Origin of the sequence: Petrotoga sp. 9T1HF07.CasAA.8.2, from assembly GCF_002895585.1 — a bacterium.
Taxonomy (GTDB): Bacteria; Thermotogota; Thermotogae; order Petrotogales; family Petrotogaceae; genus Petrotoga; species Petrotoga mobilis.
This window is the reverse complement of record NZ_AZRI01000029.1, coordinates 44,892-66,989: the sequence shown is the minus strand read 5'-3', so window position 1 is coordinate 66,989 and position 22,098 is coordinate 44,892. Positions and strand designations below refer to the sequence as shown.

At 34.6% G+C, this 22,098-nt stretch carries 20 protein-coding genes and 2 tRNA genes; 9 read left to right on the top strand and 13 right to left on the bottom strand.

Translation table 11 applies throughout. The annotated features are described in order from the left end of the window. Position 1 precedes the first annotated feature (1 nt). Genes X925_RS06170 through X925_RS06155 form a run of 4 tightly spaced genes read left to right on the top strand, consistent with a single transcriptional unit; the run spans position 2 to position 4,059 of the window. The gene (locus tag X925_RS06170) at positions 2-562 is read left to right on the top strand and encodes an NADH-quinone oxidoreductase subunit B family protein (RefSeq protein WP_103064976.1); all 561 of its coding nucleotides are present in this window, start codon (positions 2-4) and stop codon (positions 560-562) included. Next, positions 546-1,100, top strand: a complete 555-nt coding sequence (locus X925_RS06165; protein ID WP_121959448.1) for an NADH-quinone oxidoreductase subunit C — start codon at positions 546-548, stop codon at positions 1,098-1,100. The genes X925_RS06170 and X925_RS06165 overlap by 17 nt, the downstream gene beginning before the upstream one ends. Beyond that, on the top strand, positions 1,087-2,196 hold the full coding sequence (locus X925_RS06160; RefSeq protein WP_121959447.1) for an NADH-quinone oxidoreductase subunit D: 1,110 nt from the start codon (positions 1,087-1,089) through the stop codon (positions 2,194-2,196). Before X925_RS06165 ends, X925_RS06160 begins: the two co-directional genes overlap by 14 nt. Before the next feature lie 24 nt (positions 2,197-2,220). Beyond that, positions 2,221-4,059 (top strand): FAD-dependent oxidoreductase, encoded by a 1,839-nt coding sequence (locus X925_RS06155; protein WP_121959446.1) that lies wholly within the window; start codon positions 2,221-2,223, stop codon positions 4,057-4,059. A 30-nt stretch (positions 4,060-4,089) separates the two neighbouring features. Here X925_RS06155 and X925_RS06150 read toward each other — a convergent pair whose 3' ends face one another. Further along, positions 4,090-5,022: an inorganic phosphate transporter gene (locus X925_RS06150; RefSeq protein WP_121959445.1), complete on the bottom strand. Its 933-nt coding sequence runs from the start codon at positions 5,020-5,022 to the stop codon at positions 4,090-4,092. A 264-nt stretch (positions 5,023-5,286) separates the two neighbouring features. Between X925_RS06150 and X925_RS06145 the strand changes: the two genes are divergently transcribed. Then, on the top strand, positions 5,287-6,123 hold the full coding sequence (locus X925_RS06145) for a M23 family metallopeptidase (protein ID WP_121959444.1): 837 nt from the start codon (positions 5,287-5,289) through the stop codon (positions 6,121-6,123). A 9-nt stretch (positions 6,124-6,132) separates the two neighbouring features. Here the strand turns inward: X925_RS06145 and yqeK are convergent, their stop codons facing one another. From yqeK to X925_RS06085, 12 genes are all read right to left on the bottom strand, one after another. Continuing rightward, a complete protein-coding gene (gene yqeK / locus X925_RS06140) occupies positions 6,133-6,705 on the bottom strand; it encodes a bis(5'-nucleosyl)-tetraphosphatase (symmetrical) YqeK (protein ID WP_121959443.1) in 573 nt (190 codons plus the stop codon). Between the two features lie 34 nt (positions 6,706-6,739). Further along, the gene (locus X925_RS06135) at positions 6,740-7,021 is read right to left on the bottom strand and encodes a DUF503 domain-containing protein (RefSeq protein ID WP_012208707.1); all 282 of its coding nucleotides are present in this window, start codon (positions 7,019-7,021) and stop codon (positions 6,740-6,742) included. Positions 7,022-7,031: 10 nt separating this feature from the next. Beyond that, positions 7,032-7,559, bottom strand: coding sequence for a cob(I)yrinic acid a,c-diamide adenosyltransferase (locus X925_RS06130; protein ID WP_041534059.1), 528 nt, complete (start codon positions 7,557-7,559; stop codon positions 7,032-7,034). Between the two features lie 153 nt (positions 7,560-7,712). Next, positions 7,713-9,785 carry an elongation factor G gene (gene fusA / locus X925_RS06125; protein WP_121959442.1) on the bottom strand — a complete coding sequence of 691 codons (2,073 nt, stop codon included), beginning with the start codon at positions 9,783-9,785 and terminating at the stop codon, positions 7,713-7,715. A 32-nt stretch (positions 9,786-9,817) separates the two neighbouring features. Beyond that, a complete protein-coding gene (locus tag X925_RS06120; protein ID WP_233187749.1) occupies positions 9,818-11,503 on the bottom strand; it encodes a phosphodiester glycosidase family protein in 1,686 nt (561 codons plus the stop codon). 22 nt (positions 11,504-11,525) lie between these two features. Beyond that, positions 11,526-12,851, bottom strand: coding sequence for a thymidine phosphorylase (locus X925_RS06115; RefSeq protein WP_121959440.1), 1,326 nt, complete (start codon positions 12,849-12,851; stop codon positions 11,526-11,528). 2 nt (positions 12,852-12,853) lie between these two features. Beyond that, positions 12,854-14,134 (bottom strand): ATP-binding protein, encoded by a 1,281-nt coding sequence (locus tag X925_RS06110; protein WP_121959439.1) that lies wholly within the window; start codon positions 14,132-14,134, stop codon positions 12,854-12,856. A gap of 72 nt (positions 14,135-14,206) precedes the next feature. Beyond that, positions 14,207-14,935, bottom strand: coding sequence for a response regulator transcription factor (locus X925_RS06105; protein WP_121959438.1), 729 nt, complete (start codon positions 14,933-14,935; stop codon positions 14,207-14,209). Positions 14,936-14,993: 58 nt separating this feature from the next. Further along, the gene (locus tag X925_RS06100) at positions 14,994-15,449 is read right to left on the bottom strand and encodes a thioesterase family protein (protein WP_121959437.1); all 456 of its coding nucleotides are present in this window, start codon (positions 15,447-15,449) and stop codon (positions 14,994-14,996) included. Beyond that, entirely contained in the window at positions 15,400-17,337 is a 1,938-nt protein-coding gene (ftsH, locus tag X925_RS06095; RefSeq protein ID WP_121959436.1) for an ATP-dependent zinc metalloprotease FtsH, read from the bottom strand. The genes X925_RS06100 and ftsH overlap by 50 nt, the downstream gene beginning before the upstream one ends. A 36-nt stretch (positions 17,338-17,373) precedes the next feature. Continuing rightward, entirely contained in the window at positions 17,374-18,309 is a 936-nt protein-coding gene (gene tilS, locus X925_RS06090) for a tRNA lysidine(34) synthetase TilS (protein WP_121959435.1), read from the bottom strand. An 86-nt stretch (positions 18,310-18,395) separates the two neighbouring features. Then, positions 18,396-18,470 (bottom strand) — tRNA-Thr (locus X925_RS06085). Positions 18,471-19,000: 530 nt separating this feature from the next. On the opposite strand from X925_RS06085, the gene X925_RS06075 reads away from it, so the two are divergent. The 4 genes from X925_RS06075 (at position 19,001) to X925_RS06060 (ending at position 22,095) form a co-directional block, all read left to right on the top strand. Continuing rightward, positions 19,001-19,444: a hypothetical protein gene (locus tag X925_RS06075; protein ID WP_233187748.1), complete on the top strand. Its 444-nt coding sequence runs from the start codon at positions 19,001-19,003 to the stop codon at positions 19,442-19,444. 82 nt (positions 19,445-19,526) lie between these two features. Next, complete coding sequence (gene namA, locus X925_RS06070) at positions 19,527-20,549, top strand: NADPH dehydrogenase NamA (RefSeq protein ID WP_103064669.1); 1,023 nt, start codon at positions 19,527-19,529, stop codon at positions 20,547-20,549. Between the two features lie 65 nt (positions 20,550-20,614). Beyond that, positions 20,615-20,691, top strand: a tRNA-Asp gene (locus X925_RS06065). A 162-nt stretch (positions 20,692-20,853) separates the two neighbouring features. After that, positions 20,854-22,095 carry a HAMP domain-containing sensor histidine kinase gene (locus tag X925_RS06060; RefSeq protein ID WP_121959432.1) on the top strand — a complete coding sequence of 414 codons (1,242 nt, stop codon included), beginning with the start codon at positions 20,854-20,856 and terminating at the stop codon, positions 22,093-22,095. Positions 22,096-22,098 lie beyond the last annotated feature (3 nt).

Sequence of the window (22,098 nt, the reverse complement as noted above, 5' to 3'; positions counted from 1 at the left end):
GATGAATATCTTCGAAGAAGATTTAAACGATACCATAACTTTTTGGGAAAAGATAAAGAATATCTTCAGAGGCAAATCTTTATGGATGCTTCATTATTGCACAGGTTGTGGCGCGGTAGAACTTCCGCCAACAATGACAGCAAGATTCGACATGGAAAGATTGGGTATGGGACCTATGGCAACACCTCGTCAAGCAGATGTTCTGCTGATAACAGGTTATTTAAGCGTTAAAACTTTAAGAAGAGTTATATACACTTATGAACAAATGATGACTCCAAAATATCTTGTAGGGTTTGGGTCTTGTACTTTAAACGGGGGAATATACTATGATTCCTATGCGGTGATCAACAGGCTGGATTATTATCTTCCAGTTGATCTCTACCTTGCCGGATGTATGCCAAGGCCTGAAGCTATAATGAATACTTTCAAAACGCTTGAAAACATGATAACAAAAGGCGAAGCCAACGGATGGAAAAAATATGTTGAGAATTACGATTGGTATCGAAATAATCAAATCCGTTCTTTAGGGGAGGTGTATGTAAAGGATGAATTCCACGAATGATGCCAAAGAGATGATAAGCATTCTTGAGAAAAATTTCGATATAAAAGATTTCACCACACCAAAGAAAAATGAAATAAGTTTAGTTGTTGATCAAAATAATGTACCAATGATATTGACTTATTTAAAGGACAAAGGTTGGAAACAGTTAAGTTTGATAACCTGTATTGATTGGATTGAAGAAAACAAATTTGAACTAGCTTATGTTTTGTTCAACTGGACAAATGGAATTACTTTTTTAGTAAAAACAAAGATAGATAGAAAAAATCCGGAATATATCAGCATCATAGATATTTTCCCTGGAGCCAGATACTACGAAAGGGATATCCATGAGTTCTTTGGTGTGAAGTTTGAAGGTAATTCAGATTCTGAAAAACCGTTGTTCTTAGAATTATGGGATGATAAACCACCTATGAGAAAAGATTTTGACCCGTTAGAGTATTCTAAGCGTAAATTCCCTGATAGAAAGTATGACGTGGAACTTTCCAAAAACGCAGTAAAAGAAGCCATAAAAGAAGGTGGAATAAATGAAAGAACTTAAATTATACTTGGGGCCAAATCATCCCGGAATGCACGGGAATTTCAGTGTACATATGTATGTTGATGGGGATACCATCGTCAGGGCAAGGCCTATGCCTGGTATGTTGCATAGAGGATTTGAAAAACTTATGGAAAGAAGACTTTGGATGAATAATCTTGCACTCATACCAAGGATTTGCGTACCAGAACCTGACATTAATGAGATGGTTTACGCCATGGCGATAGAGGAGTTAACAGGAATTGAAGTCCCTGAAAAAGCTCATTGGATAAGGATGATAATCTTAGAACTAGCAAGAATCGCAAACCATCTAATGTCGCTTGGAGGAATAGGGGGACCTGTTGGACTCTACACTGGACCCAATTGGGGACTCGCAGATAGAGATCTTATATTGGATATCTTTGAAGAGATAACAGGGGCAAGAGTTTACCATATGTATATTGTGCCAGGTGGCGTAAGAAAGGATTTGAGTGATGAAACTATTGAGAAAATAAAGAGTTTTCTCGATTATTTAGAAAATCGACTTCCAGAATACGAAGATTTGATTCTCAAGAACTCCCTCTTTCAAAGAAGAACCAAAGATAAGCTGTTGCTACCTGCAGAGGTTGTTTGGGAGTTAGGAGTTACTGGGATAGGCATGAGATCAGCTGTGGGAGAAGCATACGATATTAGAAAAGTAGACCCATATGCAAGGTATGACCAAGTAGAATTCTCTGTCCCAACCGCAAACTACTCAGATGGATATACAAGGGTGTATTTCAAATACCTCGAAACGTATCAGAGCATAAAAATAATAAGACAGGTAATTGAAAAAATGCCCAAAAAAGGTAAAGTATGGAACAAAATATCTAGTGGAAGTGCTTTAAGGTGGCGTGTTCCAAAGGGTCAAGTTTACACTCATATCGAGTGCACAAGAGGAGAATATGGTTATTATATGGTTTCAGAAGGAGAAGATAAACCCTATAGAGTTGCTGTTAGAGGAGCATCCTATCCACAAGGTTTATTGGGGGTAGAAAAATATTTGCCCGGTACAAGGATAGAGGATGCAGCGCTTTGGATGGATACAATGGGTGTCTGTGCTCCTGAAATAGATAGATAAAAATTAAAGGAAGAGGTGAATATGATGAATACACCTGAAAAAAGTTTTTTTGCTCCAGCAAGGGCCTGGAAATACCTTACTAAAAAGCCTGTTAGTGTTCCTATGGAAGATATCTTAATGACACCTCGAGAGGCTTCGGATAGATATAGAGGTTTTCATATAAACGACTGGGAAAAATGTATCGGTTGTGGTACTTGTTCAAAAATATGTCCGACGGATGCTATAACAATGATAGATTTCGAAGAGCTCCCAGATGTAGAAGGCTCTAAACCACAAAGGCCTGCCATAGATTATGGAAGATGCAGCTTTTGTGGTCTATGTGTGGATATATGTACCACTGGCTCATTGCAGATGACCAAAGAATATGTACATATATCTAAAGATCCAAACACCTTCTTTTTTATTCCCACGGATGACGGGATCCATGGAATTAAAAAGCCTTTAGGTTATGTTAGAGATGAAGATTCAGACCTACTTGACTTAGAAAGAAAAGAGATGGAAATTGATCCACCAGAAATCAGAAAAACCTCATTCATAGAGATGGTTAAAGGATTTTCAAAAGAACAAGCTGTAAAAGAGGCTTCAAGATGTGTGGAATGTAGTATTTGTGAAAAGACATGTCCAGCACATATGAACATAGCAGATTACATAAAAGATATATATACAGATGATCTTCAAACGGGTTTGAAAGATCTTTATAAAACAAATCCTTTGCCCGCGGTATGCGGTAGAATTTGTACTCATCGATGTGAAACAGCTTGTACCATAGGTCACAGAGGAGAACCTATAGCCATAAGATGGTTGAAAAGATATATAGTGGATAACGTTCCACAGGATAAATATCCAGAGATTTTAGATCAGGAAATTATAAAAAAGGCTAATGCTAAGGTTGCCATCGTTGGAGCTGGACCTGCCGGACTTTCTGCAGCTTATTTCTTGTCTTTAATGGGATATGAAATAACTGTTTATGAGGAAAAGAACAGGCCAGGCGGTGTTCTTAATTATGGAGGTCCTGCTTATAGACTTCCAGACACGGCTTTTGAGCAAGATGTAAATTACATAAAATCACTGGGAGTAAAGATAATAACGAATACAAAAGTTGGAAAGGATATCACTTTAGAAGAATTAAAAGCAAAAAACGATGTAATATTTGTTTCAACTGGATTCAACAAAGGTAGAAAGCTTCCCATCGAAGGATCTGATCATGAAAAAGTCTTTGATTCTTTGACAATTTTAGAAGAAATGAAAAATTACGTCAGAGGAGAAGGGCCAAAACCATATATACCGAAATCCCTTGTAGTAATAGGGGGAGGAAATGTTGCCATGGATGTTGCAAGGTCCATGCTCAGACTCCAAAACATGGAATATAATAAATCTGAAGTACATGTCCTCAGTTTAGAGAGAAACTTTGATGAGATGCCTGCTGATGAAGACGAGATTGTTGAAGGCGGAGAAGAAGGGGTAATTTTCCATCCAGGATGGGGTCCCGTGAAGGTAATAGTTGAAAATGGAGAAGTGAAAGGTGTGTTATTTAGGAAATGTGTGGAAGTATTCGACGAAAACGGAAGATTCAATCCAAAATACGATGAAAGTAACACTATTACGATAAATGCGGATATGGTGGTAATGACTGTTGGACAGGCTCCGGATTACAGCTATTTGCCGGAAGAGATCCAAAATAACATGAAGATAGAAAGAGGAAGGATAAAAACAAACGAGTACGGACAAGTAGAAGGTGTACCATGGTTGTTTGCAGGTGGCGATATAGTGCATGGGCCAGATGTAATTCATGGAGTTGCAGACGGGCACAAAGCGGCTCAAGGAATAGACCAATATATAATGGACAAACAATTTTCAAAATAAAAAAGGGGGAGTTTAGCAACTCCCCTCTTTTTAAGATAATAATTGAATTAGAAATAACACTGTAAGTGAAATAATTCCAGAAATCATAGGTGTTCCTACCCAACCAAAAATTACTTTCATTATAGTAGTAGTATCAAAAGTTCTAGTACCTGCCGCTAATCCAACACCCACAATAGCACCTATTGTAGCCTGTGCAGCACTGATAGGGACACCAACTAAGGAGTAGATCCACAGGGTAACCCCTGCCCCCAAAATCGATACGGATGAAGAAAAATGATCCAATTCGACAATCCCTTTCCCTATGGTATACAAAACCTTTTTATTGGTAGTTAAAATTCCAATTGCTATTGAAGTACCACCTATAATGAGTAAAAGAAAAGGGGTAAATAAAACCTTTGCAAATACTCCAGTGACGTTTGCAACGTTGTTAGCTCCTAATGAGTATGCACTATAACAAATGACGATCCATGTTAGCACTTTTAAGAATCTATCTTGGGCTGTGATCCCCAAAAATTTTCTAAATGTTAGAGCCAAAAGTCTATATAATATGAAAGCGAAGACCAAGGCACCAATAGGAGTAAGTATCCACGAAACGAAAATTCTTGTTAAAATAGATGAGTTGAAATCTCCTTTTAGAATACTTAAACCAATCAGGGAGCCCACAACAGCCTGGGTAGCAGATGCGGGAAGCCCAATCAAACTCATAAAAATCATCGTTAAAAAAGCACAAAATAAGGCTAATGATAGTAGTTCAACACTTAAATTAGTCAAAGCCCCTAAGGTGTTTAACCCATTTCTCCCACCAACTACAGAGCCGACAAAAACAAAAAATGCAGAGATTATGATAGCTTTTTTGTAAGGAACTAATCCAGAAGCCACAGCTGGTCCAAATACATTGGAAGAATTGTTGGAACCTAAAGACCATCCTAACAATATAGCTGGGATTAAATAAAATAGATTCATATTAAAAATATTCCCCCATTTTAGGAAGATATTTAAAAAATTAAAGCCCATTTTTACCATAGTGGCAATCATAGGCTTTTCTCAGAAGAGATTTTTCTATTCTAACACCAATTTTAATAGATGTCAATGATTAGAAAAATCAAAATAAGAGAAAGTAAATTTAGGAATTGTTAATTATTTTTTTACTAGATAAAGATTATCATATGGTATAATAAATTCGTATTCTTTATTAACCTGTTGAATCAGTAAGGGGGAAGACAACTTTTGGGCAGTCTTAAAAGAGCGGCTGTATTTTTTACTTTCTCAATTTTGGCTGTAGTAGCCTTTTCGTCTTATTCTATCGTTGAACATCAAATTAAAAGTAATGAAACATTGTATAGTATATCAATTGAATACAACGTATCCATTTCAACTATTTTAGATTGGAATCCTAATTTATCTCCAAACAATTTAAAAATTGGGCAAGTAATATCGATTCCTCAACCGGAAGGGTATATCTATGAAGTCAAAAAGGGAGATAATCTAACTTATATCGCTAAATTGTTTTTCACAAGCGTTTCTGATATAGTTAAAGCGAACAATCTTGCTACAACAACTATTTTTGTTAATCAAAAACTTTTTATCCCTAAAAGTGTTGTAGGAAAAGCTTTTAATAACGAAAGAAGTATAATATGGCCGGTTTATGGTACGATTTCTTCTCTTTATGGATATAGGATTCACCCTATTACTAAAGAGCCTTCTTTTCATGAAGGGATCGATCTTGCAGCACCTATTGGCACACCCGTTTTTTGTGTTGAAGCGGGAGAAGTAAAATTCGTTGGCGAAAATGGCGGATATGGTTTGATGGTTGAAATAGAATCTTCCAATGGTTCTTATGTTTACGGTCATCTTTCTCAAATAAATGTGTATGAGGGTCAATATGTCGAAAAAGGCGAAATGATAGCAAGAGTGGGAAATACAGGTTTAAGTACAGGTCCTCACCTTCACTTCGAAGTTAAAAAGGCCGATACAAATTACGACCCGTTAGTATTTTTGCCTTCCAGTAATAGAATTTATGTGTTGAATAATACAGAAAACGAATATGGCTTAGGTGGAAATTGATACAAATCCTCAAATTTGACACAGTGCGTTCCATGTCTTATATGTATCTTCCAATATGTATCTCTCTTTAGCTAATGCATAGCTTATTTTGTTTTTAATCGCTAATTTGTACCCTTCATTCAAAGATATGATTGATACCTTTCTTAGTTCTTCAACGCCTTCAAAATTCCTGTCATCTCCTGCTGAATCGGAAATAACAAGCGCTTTTCCTATATCTCCCATTTTTTCATAACCGCTCGTGTGATAATATATCGCTTGGTATATATCATCGTCAATAAGGAATTTCCTTGCCAAAAATTCCGCACTTACTTTTCCATGCAAGAGAATGGGGCGATTTTTATCGAATTTATCAAGTGGAATTTTATAAAACTCCGCCAATTTGATTAACCTGCCTGGATCTACATCTCGAAACAAATCGTGTCCTAACGCGGCGACTTCCACTTTTCTTTCTGGAAGTTTGTGGATTTGGGCTAATTTTATGGAGAAATTGACAACGTTGTAGATATGTTCTAATCTTTTTTTAGATTTAATAGTTGCTTTTAAATACATTTTTAATTCTTCTATAATTCTGGTTAAATCCAAATTATAACCTCCTAACTATGCGGTCATATAACAATTAAAAAATTGTGTAATCTTCCCTTTCAACTTCTAAACCATAATTAAGTTCGATGTCATCCTCAATCTGTTCAATAAGGTTTAGTAAATAATCTCTGCTTTGACTTAACGACGATACGAATATTCCCAAGTAATTTTTCGAGTCGTTATAATTCCCTTCTAGAGCACACACATTGTACTTTTTTCTAAGTGAGTTTATAAGTGTTTTCACTACCGATCTTTTGTCTTTCAAAGAACCAATTCCAAACAACCTAATTTTCAATTCTAATTTGATGCAGAACATTTTAATTCCCTCACCATTTTTTGAATTCAATTTTATCTTCTATGTACTCTTCAAAACGAGCTAATACAAATAACAGATCAGATAATCTATTTGCATATTTTTTTAATGGCTCTGATACAGGTTCTTTTTTGTCTAAAGCGATAATTCGTCTTTCTGCTCTTCGAGCTATAGTTCTACAAATATCTAACTTTGCAGATTGCAAAGTTCTTCCGGGTATTACAAATCCCTTTAAATCTAACCTGTTTTCAAATTCATAAACATAATTCGTAATTTTAAGGGCATCTTCTTCTTGAATGGGATATTTATATGTTTGACTTTTGGAAGCTAATTCTCCTGCTACTTTAAATAGATTATTCTGTACTTCGTTTATTATTTTTTTTACTTCATGAGATTTCAAATAATGACTTGCTTCGGAAAGGAATGAGTTTAATTCATCTACGGTACCGTAGGCTTCAACCCTTAGGTCGTCTTTTGATACTCTTTCTCCACTCCAAAGAGAAGTTTCACCCTTATCACCTGTTTTTGTTGTAATAGACACCATACATCTCTCCTTTTTATTTATTTGTCCTGTGACCCTTTTAAAATGAAAATCTTAGTTTTGAAGTGCCACAGTTTGCACAATGCGGCAAACTTAAAAAACCATTTTGCACAAAGCTGCAAAAGATATATAAAAATGGGGCATAGCCCCATTTTATTTTTGTAATTCTTCTTCCTTTTTTCTTTCTTCTATTATTTTGTTTTGTATATCAGGGCTGACTTCTGAATAATGGGAAAATTTCATGGTAAAATAACCCTTTCCTGAGGAGATAGAACTGAGACGAGGTGAAAAATCCAGCATTTCAGCCAATGGAATTTCAGCCACTATCTTATCGTATCCTTTCCCGGCTGATTCCATTCCTAAAGGCCTTCCCCTTTTAGCTGTAACTTCACCGATAACATCTCCTGTGTTTTCAGTGGGTAAGAATATTTCAACATGCATAATTGGTTCTAAAATAACCGGTGTGTCGCTTTCCATAGCTATTTTAAATGCGTGCCTTGCAGCTATTTGAAATGAAATATCTGAAGAGTCAACTTCATGGTAAGAGCCATCAAAAAGAGTGACCCTAATATCAACAACAGGAAAACCAGCCAAAACACCTTTTTTGATAGCTTCTCTGATACCTTTGTCTACGGATGGTATGAAATTTTTTGGGATAACTCCTCCAACGATTTTATCAACAAATTCATAACCTTTTCCTCTTTCCAGCGGTTCAATTTCTATTTTAACGTGACCGTATTGACCATGACCTCCAGTTTGTTTTTTGTGTTTGTATTCTGCCTGGGATTTATTTCTTATGGTTTCCTTGTAAGCAATTTTTGGTTTTCCTACCTCAAAATCAATGCCGAAATTTTTCTTCAATTTCTCTATCATTATTTCTAAGTGAATGGTTCCCATTCCACTTATGACCGTTTCTCCAGTTTCCGCATCGAATTCCCATTTAAATGTTGGATCTGACTCTGCAATTTTTGCCAACGATTCAGTAATTTTGTCTATTTCATTTTTAGAATTAGGGACTATAGACTTAGATATCATCGGTTCTGGAAATTCTGGTAATTTCAGCCTATTTGACGTTTCTTCACTGGATACGGTTTGATTTATTTTACTCGATTTTAGCTTAGGTATAACTAAGATATCGCCAACACCAGCGACTTCGACTTCTTCGTTCTTATCAAATCTAGGTATGTTGATATGGGAAATCTTTTCTCTTGTGGATTCTTCAACAATATAGATACTAGAACCGGCTTTTAAAGAACCGCTAATAACCCTTAGATAGGTGAGTTTTCCAACGAACGGGTCTACTTCATTTTTAACGATGATACCTAAAAACTGACCATCTTCTTGGGAAGAAATCTCACTGCCTTCTTCAGTGTGAAACTTTCTTTCAAGCGGGGTCATTCCGAAACTCATTAAAGCCTTTATCAATTGATCAAAACCGATGTTTTTTAAAGCAGATCCAATGAATACAGGAATTATTTTATCTTCATCATACGCTTTATGAAGTGAGGAAATCAATTCTTCTTGACTTAATCCTTCTTCGCCGGATTCAAAATATTTTTCCATTAGTTCTTCGTTGGTTTCAACAATATCTTCTATTATTTCAGAATGAAATCTTTCCAAATAGTCTTTAGCATTATCAGGGATTTCACTTTGTTTGGAGGATTTACCTGTTCCTTCTTCATATATAAATACGTCATTTGATAAAAGATTTATAATACCTTTAAAATCCGAGCCTTCGCCTATGGGAACCTGGAAAGGAACTATTCTTATTTCGTCCTCAAAACTTTCTTTGAGTTCTTCAATTAAGTTTCCGAAGTTAACGCCTTCTTTATCCATTTGGTTTACATAAAATACGATCGGTTTATTTAATTCTCTTGCCATATTCCAAATTCTTTCTGTTGTTACTTCCACACCAGAAGAAGCGTTTATTACTATAACTACGTTGTCCACGGCGTTTAAAGCTATTTGTATATCTCCTATAAAATCTAAAGATCCTGGGGTATCAAAAAAGTACATCCTTGAATCATCTAAATCGAACGAGAAAATGTGGTTAGAAAAGGTTGCTCCTTTTTCTTTTTCAACAGGATCCTTGTCTAAATGTCTTTGACCTATTCTATCAGTTAGTCCAAGATTTACAAGGACATCGTCCATAAGGGTAGTTTTGCCACATCCATGATGTCCAAAGAATCCTATGATCCTCTTTTTTTCAGCGTTATATTCACTCACTATTACCCCTCCATTCTAAATCTATTTCTTAACTACGGGATTTTTTTATAAACACTTAAAAGCACGGGAATATAATTACGTGTTTTTTCGTTTTTGAAATTTTGTATTTCACCCTCGTAATAAACTATAGAAGAACTACCACCATCTAGCATCATTGCAACTTCAAACTCACCAATTTTAAATAGCAGGTTTCTTGTTTCGTCGTATGTAAGACCTGTTTCCGGATTATCAAGTCCTTCAATTACCATTAAATTGATATTTTGTTCTTTATCTAGCGCTACTACAGTTCTGGGGGCTTTGCCATAGATTATTCCATTGGAGTAGCTTTTCTTTTCGGCATCTAGTTGTTCTTGGGTATATTTGGAATGTATCAATATGGGCCCTCCCTCTAAAAGTAAAACAGGATCGTTTGACAAATTTTCACTTTTATTAAGCGTGAAATTAACTTTAGTTCCCAAAGATATATTTCCTAGATATTTTTCGTATTTTTTATCTATAAGTATTAGTTTTTCACCTTCAGAAGGAGTAGTTTTGTTTTTTGATATAATACGGTTATTTTCATCAATTAAGAAAAAAACATAATTCTCTTCTGTTTCCGCTATGTTTCCTTTATAATGATGTGTGTATAATTTAACGTCTCCTTTCCAGGTAGAATTAATAGATTTTATCCAAAAAAGTAAATTATCAATATTTAACTGGTATTCTAATTTAATATAGTCAATGTCAAGAAAATTTGTACCTATAATTAAGGCAGGTCGTGAATAAGAACTCAAATGTAATAAAATGCCGTCGGATATTATATTCCCAACCGGCTCTAAGGTTTGAGGATCAAAAAAAGAAGCATTAACAGAAAAAATGGGATTTTTCTCTTTTAAAAAAGAATACACATCAGAGCGAGTTCCTAAATTATTCAAATCGACTTTTATTTGATATATTTTTGGATCGACGATTAATTGGTAAATTTTTAACCTTTGTCCGTTTAATTCTTCGGTTTTTTCAATGTATTGAAGTCCTTCATTTTCAGATGTGGTTTTATCTGCATCAGTAATGGTAGGAATAATTTTTTTATCGATAATAATAGATAAATTTTTCCCATTTAAATTAACTTCATAGTTGAAATCACTCTTGAACTTTAAATAAGCAGTATTGTTTGAGTATGAATAGTCGAGATTATTTGGAATACTTTCCATAGGTGCGACAGGTTTTATGCTTAATAAGTAATCTCCATCTTTTGTTATTCTAGTCAAAGTTATCGAACTTTCTGAGAGATATGAATTAAGTTCAATTTTGATTTCACTTGTACTCACATTACAGGTAGTTATTTTAGGAATTTCTGAATAGAAGAAAATAGTGTCAATATCTTTAAAATTATTCAACTGTAAGAATGTAGATAAGACATCATCTCTTATGTATACATTTTCATCAATAATAAGTACGGAATTATTGTATTTGTTTATAAAATTTATTTTGGAGTAGAAATCATTCAAACTAATTTCTAAAACATTTTTATTGTATATTATATACATTATTCTGGAAGTGCGATTCATTACCATGCTATCATATTTGGAAAGATAATCAACATTAATATAAAAATAATCCTGATTTTTTATAGCTTCCATACTCAGGGGAGGATTTTTTTGAGATATAAAAATAGCTTCTTCAGAAAATAAATTTATTGCTAAAATTATTAGGAAGAATAGAAAGATAAGCTTTTTCATCAAAGAATGATCCTCCGTCCAATTAACTTTTTTCATCAGAAAACAAAACATCAAGAATTACATTTTTATTTATATTTTTAGGTCTTTCTTTACTGATTGTGTAAGCCTCATTTAAAAGCTTTAAAGAGGCATCAACGTCACTCTTGTCGCTTACAAACATCTTGGCTATTGTCTCTCCTTCTTCAACTTTATCACCAAGCTTTTTGTTAATTGTTAGACCAACAGTTTTATCGATGACATCTTCTTTTTTTTGTCTACCAGCACCTAATACCATCGACGCTAAACCTATTTTTTCAGTATCAATAAAGGTTATATATCCTTGTTCCTTCGCCTTGAATTCTAAAGTTTTTGGTGCTATATTAAGATATTTAATAGGATCATCAACTACTTCTTCTTTTCCGCCCTGAGCTTTTATCCATTCTTTCATTTTTTCTTTTACTATACCACGTTCTATGTTTTCTATTAATTTTTTCTTCGCTTCTTCATAGGTTATTATACCAGATAAAGAAGCCATATAAGAAGAGATTTCTAAACATAACTCAGAAAAATCTTTCGGGCCTTTTCCTTTGACTGTATCTATTGCTTCCATTACCTCCAAAGCGTTTCCAACGTTATCTCCCAAAGGTTGATCCATATTGGTAATTAAAGCAACAGTATTTTTATCGTATCTTTTTGCGATCTTTAGCATGATTCTGCCCAACTCTTTGGCATCTTCAATGTTTTTCATGAACGCCCCTGAACCCACTTTGATATCCAAAAGGATTCCGTCACTGGTTATGGCGAGCTTTTTACTCATTATACTGGAAGCTATTAAGGATAGTTCTTCAACGGTTGCGGTAGAATCCCTTAATGAATATAATTTTTTATCAGCTGGGGCTATATTTCCAGTCTGGCCTGCCACAACAATTCCTACATTATTGGCTATTTCAAAGAATTCTTCAGTGGTTAGAGAGGTTTTAAAACCGGGAATAGATTCAAGCTTGTCTATAGTTCCTCCGGTATGCCCTAAGGATCTGCCTGATAATTTGGCTATTTTAACACCTAATGAGGCAACCATAGGTGCTATCGCTATTGTAGTTTTGTCTCCAACGCCTCCAGTAGAGTGTTTGTCAATTTTTTTACCTGTGATTTTTGATAAGTCTATAATATCTCCACTTTTAAGCATTACATCAGTTATATTATAACTTTCTTCCTCTGTTAAATGGTTGAAGAAGATAGCCATTAACCAGGAAGAAACTTGATAGTCTGGAATACGGTTTTCTAAATAGCCATTGATCATAAATTCTATTTCTTCTTTTGTATTTTCTTTAGCATCCCTTTTATTTTTTATAATATCGTATGCTCTCAACTTTAAGCCTCCGTTTCATTATTTGTTTTGATAGGAAGGATGACTTGAAACAATGTACCGTTGTTTTCTTCACTGTCTAAATATATTCTTGCATTGTGGTTATCCAAAACTGTTTTCACTATGTACAAACCAATACCTAAGCCAGGTACTTGCCTGCTTCTGGATTTGTCTACTCTGTAAAATAGATCGAAAATCCTTTTTAACTCTTTTGAAGGTATGCCTATTCCTGTATCTTCGATTTCCAAAATTATATTGTTGTCATTTTTGTACAATCTTAACCATACCCTCTTTTCGCCTTTTTCCTTTAAAGCTGTGAATTTAAAAGAATTGTCTAAGATATTATACACTACCTGAAGGAGTCTATCTTCATTACCGAAAACGTATAGATCATCTTCTATTTGTTCTTCAAACTCAATGGACATCTTATCAGCAACAATTTTAAAGAAATCGAAAGCTCTCTTAACCGTATTAGAGAAATTGAAATATACAAATCTTTTTTCTTCTCCTATATTTTTTTCCAATCTCTCTATATCTAAAAGGTCGTTAAACATCCTAGTTAATCTCGAAATTTCTTCTTCTATTTTTTTTAATGGTTTGTAAATTTCTTCGTCTAAATTAGGTTCGTGCAGTATCGTTTCTAAATATCCGCTTATGACGGATAAGGGTGTCCGCATTTCATGCGACATGATGGTTAAGAATTCTCTTCTTAGATCTTCTAAATTTTTTTCTTTCGTGATATCTAACAAAATAATAACTCTATAATTATCAACATTTATTGATTTAACTTGACATCTGAAGTATTTTTTTTCCGGATAATAGAATGAAGTCTCTTCTTCCAAGTCTTTATCAGTTTTAAAACTTTTTAAAGCCAATTCAATGAGATTATGATTATCAACTACCTCTGTTAATGACCTACCCACAAAATTTTCTGTTGTGAAAATATTTTTGGCAAAAGAATTAGCAAAATCCACCCTGATAATTTCATTTTGATTATGGGAAATCAATATTATTCCTTCAGAAAGGGTGTCTAGAATCGAAAATATGTTCCTTCTTTTGTATTTTTCGGATTTGTATTTTTCTTCCAAATTTTTAATATATGAATTTAATTGATGCAAAAGAAAATCATCAACTGGATTTTTTATGTTTATATTTATGCTTTTTGCAATCTGATTTTTAAACCGTTGATGAGCACTTTCTTCTTTTCTCTTTCTTGAATAAGCATATATAAATAAAATATTTGTGATAATAAGCAATGAAATAATAATTATATATATATTGACCAATATTTTCACCCAGTTTATTAATAAAATCCAATTGGAAAAAAGGCAGAGGTATTACCCTCTGCCATTGAATATTTAGTAGTTTCTTTCCTTTCCAGGATCTCTGAATTTGTATCCTTTCCCTCTTACTGTAATTATGTATTTTGGATTGGAAGGATCTTCTTCAATTTTTGTTCTCAACCTTCTGATATGAACGTCTACTGTTCTTGTATCCCCGTAGTAGTCATACCCCCACAATTTATCCAACAATACATCTCTACTAAAGACCTTTCCTTCATTTTTAGCAAGAAAAACTAACAAGTCGAATTCTAACGGGGTAAGGCTAACTGGATTTCCTCCTACCCAAACTTCTAGTCTTTCAGTGTCGATGATTAAATCCTTGGCTGTAATTTTTTTGGGTCCTTCTTCTTTCATTTGAGCTGATGCAGCTTGTCTCCTAAATATGCTTTTAATTCTTGCAATTAGTTCTCGTACATTAAAAGGCTTAGTGACATAATCATCGCTCCCAAGTTCTAACCCAGCTACTTTATCCGCAGCATCATCTTTAGCACTCAATATGAGTACTGGCGTATTTCGATAATCTTCGCTGGATTTCAAGATTCTAATTAGATCAAATCCATCCATTGAACCTGGTAACATAATATCCACTATGAAAAAGTCGGTATCCTTTTCCTCTAATTTCTTTAAAGCCTCATCAGCAGACACAGCCGTTAATACTTCGTAGCCTTCTTTAGTCAAGTTCAAAGATAACATTTCAGAGATCGCCGGATCGTCTTCTACTATCATAATACTTTTTTTTGCCACTTTTCTTTCCCCCCTTTGGGATATTTTTTTGGTTAACTTATTTAACGAAGACTCATCTTCATGTGTAACGCTCAGAAATTTGTCCTGACAAATTTATACTCTCCATTTTTTGATTTAAGTTTTTTCTCAGGATCTTTTTAGAAACTATATTTCGAGTTAATTCAAAAGTTGCAATTTTGTTGATTTCATCAAAAGCTTCTCCCTGAAAATGTACTTTATTGTAGGATACATCTGTTATTTTTAACTTTATGAATACCTTAAAAGAGTAAGGGGTAGAAGACAGATGATCTATACAACTATGTGAAACTACAGAAACTTGATCTTTCTCCAAAAGATCTTTTATAATATTATAAGTACATTTATGTATCTCTTCTAAAAGAGAAGAGGTGCTTAAAGCATGAAAGCTTACAACTTCTTCATCTTCTGACCATAAATAACTTTCATCTTTTACTTTAAAGGAATAATTAAATTCCTTTCCTTTCAATGAGATTATTTTCTCTAGAAAGGTACTCATAATTTACCACCTTTGCTTCTTCTTGAGTTGAGGATACTCCAAGATTTTCCACATATTCCTTTAAGTCGTCTGTATCTTTCTGTAATAATTCTCTTAGTTCCTCACCTGAGATAGTTTCCTTTTTCAAAAGATATTGGGCAATTAGGTGAAGTTTCTCTTTGTTCTCTAACAAGACAGATTTAGCCTTTTCATAGCTTTTATTTATTATTTGCTTTACCTCAGAATCCAATTCTTTTGCAGTTTCATCAGAATAGTTTTTTTCTCTAAATAGTTCACGTGCTAAAAAAGTTTCCTCACTTTCGCTAGCCCAAGCTACAGGACCTATTTTTTCGCTCATGCCAAAACTTTCTACCATCCTTCGAGCCATTTCTGTAGCTCGCTTTAGGTCATTTTCAGCTCCACTGGTAATTTCATCGAATATGATTTCTTCTGCGGCTCTACCAGCTAACATTACCGCAATATCATCAAGTATTTCAGATTTATTCATCAGATATCTATCTTCAGAAGGTAACTGTAAGGTATACCCTAAGGCTGCATAACCTCGAGGAATAATTGTTACCTTGTGTACAGGGTCGGCATTTGGTAAAATAGTTCCTAAAATAGCATGACCTAGTTCATGAAATGCAACGACTTCTTTTTCTTGTTCGGAAAGCACTCGCGTTTTCCTCTCGGGCCCAACTATAACCCTTTCGATAGCTTCTTCGCAATCCTTCATTGTTATGAACTTTTCTCCATTTCTTGCTGCCAAAAGTGCCGCTTCGTTGACTAAATTTTCTAAATCCGCTCCAACAAATCCAGGAGTAGCTCTGGCTAACACGTCTAAATCAACATCTGGGGCTATTTTCTTGCCTCTAAAGTGAATCTTTAAGATATCCTTCCTTCCTTCAGCATCAGGTCTATCAATTACCACTTTTTTATCGAATCTTCCCGGTCTTAACAAAGCTTTGTCTAGAACATCAGGCCTATTTGTAGCTGCCATAACTATTATTCCAATGCTTGGATCGAATCCATCCATTTCTACTAATATGGAATTAAGGGTTTGCTCCCTTTCATCATGACCTCCTCCAAGACCTGATCCTCTTTGCCTACCAACTGCATCTATTTCATCAATAAAAATAATAGCAGGTGCGTTTGCCTTAGCTTGGTTGAAAAGATCTCGAACTCTTGCGGCTCCTACCCCAACAAAAAGTTCCACAAAATCAGAACCACTGATATAAAAAAATGGTACGCCTGCCTCTCCAGCCACTGCTCTAGCAAGTAAAGTTTTACCTGTGCCTGGTTCCCCTACTAAAAGCACACCTTTCGGCATTCTAGCGCCGAGCCTATTAAAAACCTTTGGATCCTTCAAAAATTTTACAACGTCTGTTAATTCTTCTTTTGCTTCCTTAACTCCCGCAACGTCGTTAAAAGTAGTGCGGGTTTTTTTCGGATCATATTTTTTAGCGGGACTTTTTATGAAATTCATACCTTGATTTGCACCACCCCCGCTTGATCGAAACAAAAGGGTGAAAAGAAAAATAAGTAAGAAAACAGGCAAAAGAAACGTTAAAATAGAGATCCACCAACTATTTTCTAAACTTCTGACATATTTAATCTCTATTCCTTGATTTGCAAGCCCATAAACGTATTGTTGGTCTGATAAAAGAGTTGGGGCATATGTTTCATAATAAAGTCCTCTATTATCTCTTGCTCTTGCGTAACCAGAGTCTTCTATTTCTAGAGAAACAATCTTTTTATCTTCCAACATTTGAACTAACTCACTATATTCTATTTTTGAAACATCTGGAGTACCAATAAGGCTGTTAACTCCAACATATATAAAAATACCTATTGTTATATATATTAATAATAGCCAAAGAACTCTAGATTGGTTTCTTTTATTTTGCAAGACTAGACCTCCTCTTTTCTCAATTCTATAATTTTATTACATTTTAACTAGCAGAGAATCACTTTTTTTCGTTATACTTACTCCATTTATCTTTCTTACTCCACCGTTACGCATTTTTATGATTTTCTCTGTTTCTTCCATATTTGGCGGGTATTTACCAAACTTCAAAAACGCAATTCTTATTATTTCGGCATCAAAAAAGTCATTTTCTAATTTTAATTTTAAAGAGTCTTCACTTATTTCACTTCTTTCTTCAAACTTCCTTTTAACTTCTTCCCTGTAACTCCATATGATTTTTGCAAGTCTAAAGAAACTTTCTTTGTAGCTTGGGTTGATCTTCTTAAATAATGGGGTAATTTCATATCTTATCTTATTTCTGGCATAATCCAAAGAATAATTGTACTTATCTTCCACATACTCTATATTATTAATTGTAACATAATTTTTGATTTCTTCCAAGTCGATACATAACATTGGTTTAGTTATTTCTTCTTCTATAGGGATTAAGCCGCCTAATCCATATATACCTGTTCCTCTCAAAATTCTGTAAATCATCGTTTCAAATAAATCATCCATATGATGGGCGGTCGCTATTTTATTATAACTTAATCTTCTTAATGTTTCATAAAAAAACTCATATCTTAAATTTCTTCCCGCTACTTCTACGCCTACCTTGTTTTCTTTTGAATATGTAAAGACATCCGCTTTTTTAGAAAAAAAAGGTACATTTAATTTCCAACAAGCTTGTCTCACAAAAGCTTCGTCATTATCAGCTTCTTCTCTCATACCATGGTTTAAATGGGCTACAGCTATTTCAAATCCCATAATTTTAGATAATTTAAACATTACATGAAGCAAAGACATTGAATCTTTTCCACCGGAAACTCCTAATAGAATTTTATCATATTTGTTAAAAATTTTATAGTCTCTTATAAATTTAAATATTTTTTTCTCAAAATCTTGGAGTATCACTTCCTCTTCTCCTTTCAGTTAACACTCTGACAGTGCCTAGAAAAACAAAACAGCGTCTCAAGACGCTTTGACTACTAAAAATATGGTGGAGCCGGTGAAGGGATTTGAACCCCCAACCTACTCATTACGAATGAGCCGCTCTACCGTTGAGCTACACCGGCAATTGATTTCGTTATGAGAATACATACAAAAAACCCCAATTTTGGGGTCAAAAATGGAGGGCCTGGTTATCAAAAAAATATAATATCCGACTTAATGCGGAATTTCGCACTATTAAAGTGCCAAGCACCATTACGTGCACGAGATTCTTTAGGCCCTCCATTGCTTATTTTACTATATAATTTCAAAAATGTCAACTGTGCGCAGAGGTCCCATTTCCTTTTGGGTGAGAAGCGGGGTGGAGAAGCTGAAACTCTTTCATTCTTATGGGCGGGCTGCTGGACGAAGGGGTTGAAACTTTTTCATCCTTATGGGCGGGCTGCGGGGCGAAGGGGCGCTAAAACTCATTATACAGGATTTGTGTGATAAGATAACACACCTTCGAAAAGATATGGTATAATCAAATTATCAATAAAAGCACTTCCTCCAGAAGGTGGGAAGGGAGCGTTTTTTTTGAATATTTGCCAAAGTATTGAATAAATAATGAATATGAGCTTCAAAAATAAATTTGAAAATAGGGGGTAGTAGATATATGCAAGAGATTCCAGCAAATATATCATTGGGTTTAACCATGGGAACGATTGCAGCGGCACTTTTTTTCATCGCTAATCTTTATGTATTTTTTCATCTTATTAATCAATTGGTTTCACCAAAAAAGCACTGGAAATGGCTAGACAAAATGAGAAATAGATGGCACTATGTGCATTATTTAGGAAATGTTGCCGCATTTATTGCAGCTTTAGCACATGGTGTTTTAATGTTGCAGTATGCTTCAGTATTTCACTGGATACTTATAGCTGTGATGGGGTGGATGGTGTTTGCAGGTTTTACCATGAGGTTTACAAAAGCAAGTTCAAAGTTTAAAAAGACTCTCAGGATGTTTCATGCAAAATGGTATATGTTTGTGATTGTACTGGTACTGCTGATAGTAGCTCATATTGCTTCTATTGGATCTTTTCCGTATTCTTTAGGATAAATAAATTTATGCCCCAAATCATAAATTTTGGTGATTTTTAAAAAGATACAAAAGAAAAAATAAACTATGCTGAGGTGTTGGGATGAGTAAACTTTTCACCAAATTTAAACTAAAGGGTCTTGAAGTTAACAATCGTATCCTGATGTCACCTATGTGCATGTATTCTGCTGGTGATGACGGCAAGCCAACCGACTGGCACTTGGTCCACTATGGTACCAGGGCAGTGGGAGGTGTTGGTCTTATCATGCAAGAGGCTACAGCCGTTGAAAGGCGAGGTAGAATTACTGGTAATGACTTAGGCCTCTGGGAAGATAGTCAAATCGATCCTTTGAAAAAAATGGTGGACTTTGTGCATTCTGTAGGAGGCAAAATCGGTGTTCAGTTGGCTCATGCTGGAAGAAAATGTGAGGTGAAAAACGAAAAGATTGTTGCTCCTTCGAGTATTAAGTGGAGTGACGAATATCCCGTTCCATCAGAACTTACCAAAAATGAGATTAAAGATATAATTAAAGCTTTTGGTACTTCGGCTGCAAGAGCGGTTAAAGTTGGTTATGACACTGTAGAAGTTCACGCTGCTCATGGTTATCTCATTCATGAATTTTTATCACCACTTTCTAACAAAAGAAGTGATGAGTATGGAGGCAAAATAGAGAACAGAGTAAAATTTTTGCGGGAAGTATTAATTGAAGTAAAGAAAAACATACCCAACGATATGCCTGTTTTTATGCGTTTATCTGCCACCGATTTTGTAGACGGGGGTATTGACATAAATGAAACGATAGAGATAGTAAAACTTGTGAAAGACTTTGTGGATATTGTGGATTGCAGCTCAGGCGGTCTTTTATCATCAAGGATAGATTTATATCCTGGCTATCAGATAATTTATGCAGAAGCTGTAAAAAGGGAAACAGGGGTACCGTCTGTGGCTGTAGGCTTGATAACCAGTCCAGAAATTGCAGAGGAGATAATAGGAAACGAGAGAGCGGATATGGTTGCACTGGGGAGGGTACTTTTAAGGCAGCCGTACTGGCCTGTATATGCCGCCCATGAGCTCAAGGATAGAGATATTATAGTAAGGCAGTATTACAGAGGAAGATATACATAAAAGAGTAATCTTTGTGGGGGCTTTACAAAGTGAAAATTTTGTGATAAAATAATTGAGCAGAAGATGGGGACGTGGTGAAGTTGGTTATCATGCCGGTCTGTCACACCGGTGGCCGCGGGTTCGAGTCCCGTCGTCCCCGCCATATTTTGAAAAGACGAACATTAAATGTTCGTCTTTTTTTAAGTTATTTTTAAAGTTTAGGGCATATTGTTATTTTTGAACAATTAATACTCTATTTGTTTAATTTGTGATACAATAGAAGTGACAGAAGATTTACAAAATTAATGGGGGGGATTATACTAAAATGCAAAAAGAAATAGAAAAAGAATTTTTTATGGAAACTTTTCAAGAAATGGTAGATCTTTTGCAAGAAATAAATTGGGACGAAAGTGAGAATGATTTTCTAACAAAGCTGTTAAAAATCGCCATAAAGATCATACCCGAAGCTGAATATGGTTCTATTTGGTTAATTAGGGGAGCATTATATGAAGCCATAGTTGGAATTGGTTACGATGAAGATTTAATTAAAGAAATGGTTGTTCCCTTCAACGAATCATATGTGAGTAACCATATGGATAAAGATTTAATAGAGGTTCAAAATATTTTGGATTACAATTCCCCTGAAACCGATTTGTACAAAATCAGTAAAAAATTACACAAAGAAACTAATCAAATGGTGACTTTGATTTCAGCTTTAAAAAATAAAGACAATGTAATTGGGCATATATATATTGACAGCTACCATGTTGACTCTTTCGATGATAATTCAAAAAAAATGCTTAGAATGTTCAGTAATTTAGCATCTATATTTTTGACTTTGAAAATCCTACGGGATTCAGAAAAAGAAACAGTAGAAACAAATTCTAATTATTTGAGTTTTATTAGTCATGAATTGAGAACACCTTTGACTTCAATTATAGGATTTGCCGAAACAATATTGAACAATGAGGATTTAAAAAAAGATGAGATAAGAAGTATCATAAGAAAGATACTATTTTCTGCTAAACACATGAACTCACTCTTAGACGATATTTCAACTTTCAACAAATTGAACAGAGAGAATAGATTGAATTTAGAAAAATTAAATTTAAAAAAGTTATTATATGAGGTTTTATCGATGTTAGAGCCAACAGCTTCCCCTGATGTTGAAATAAACCTCGATTTCCCCGTCGACATACCAGTAGATATTGAAACAGATGAAACTAAATTAAATCAGGTCCTCGTAAACGTAATAGGGAACGCAATGAAATACACCACAGAAGGTTCAATAGATATTCGTGTAGGTTTCGAAAGTTATACAAAACACTTTGTAATAGAGGTAAAAGATACAGGGCCTGGGATTCCAGAAGATAAGTTAAAAGATATATTTAGGCCATTTTTTAGAGTTTCTAAAGATAAACCAGGAAGCGGACTAGGTTTAGCAATTGTAAAAAAGAATCTTGAAATGCTCAAAGGAAGTGTTGAAGTAAAGTCAAAATTAGGCGAAGGGACGACTTTTGTGATAAAAATACCTCAATCTATCAGTAGTATTGTTGGTAAATGTTGATCA

Bases quoted from the DNA above. Each gene is read 5' to 3' on its own strand.
- X925_RS06060 (WP_121959432.1), top strand. From the start codon at position 20,854: ATGCAAAAAGAAATAGAAAAAGAATTTTTTATGGAAACTTTTCAAGAA.
- X925_RS06100 (WP_121959437.1), bottom strand. From the start codon at position 15,449: ATGAGTACCTTTCTAGAGAAAATAATCTCATTGAAAGGAAAGGAATTT.
- X925_RS06165 (WP_121959448.1), top strand. From the start codon at position 546: ATGAATTCCACGAATGATGCCAAAGAGATGATAAGCATTCTTGAGAAA.
- X925_RS06160 (WP_121959447.1), top strand. From the start codon at position 1,087: ATGAAAGAACTTAAATTATACTTGGGGCCAAATCATCCCGGAATGCAC.
- namA (WP_103064669.1), top strand. From the start codon at position 19,527: ATGAGTAAACTTTTCACCAAATTTAAACTAAAGGGTCTTGAAGTTAAC.
- X925_RS06150 (WP_121959445.1), bottom strand. From the start codon at position 5,022: ATGAATCTATTTTATTTAATCCCAGCTATATTGTTAGGATGGTCTTTA.
- X925_RS06120 (WP_233187749.1), bottom strand. From the start codon at position 11,503: ATGAAAAAGCTTATCTTTCTATTCTTCCTAATAATTTTAGCAATAAAT.
- X925_RS06075 (WP_233187748.1), top strand. From the start codon at position 19,001: ATGCAAGAGATTCCAGCAAATATATCATTGGGTTTAACCATGGGAACG.
- X925_RS06135 (WP_012208707.1), bottom strand. From the start codon at position 7,021: ATGTTCTGCATCAAATTAGAATTGAAAATTAGGTTGTTTGGAATTGGT.
- X925_RS06170 (WP_103064976.1), top strand. From the start codon at position 2: ATGAATATCTTCGAAGAAGATTTAAACGATACCATAACTTTTTGGGAA.
- X925_RS06155 (WP_121959446.1), top strand. From the start codon at position 2,221: ATGAATACACCTGAAAAAAGTTTTTTTGCTCCAGCAAGGGCCTGGAAA.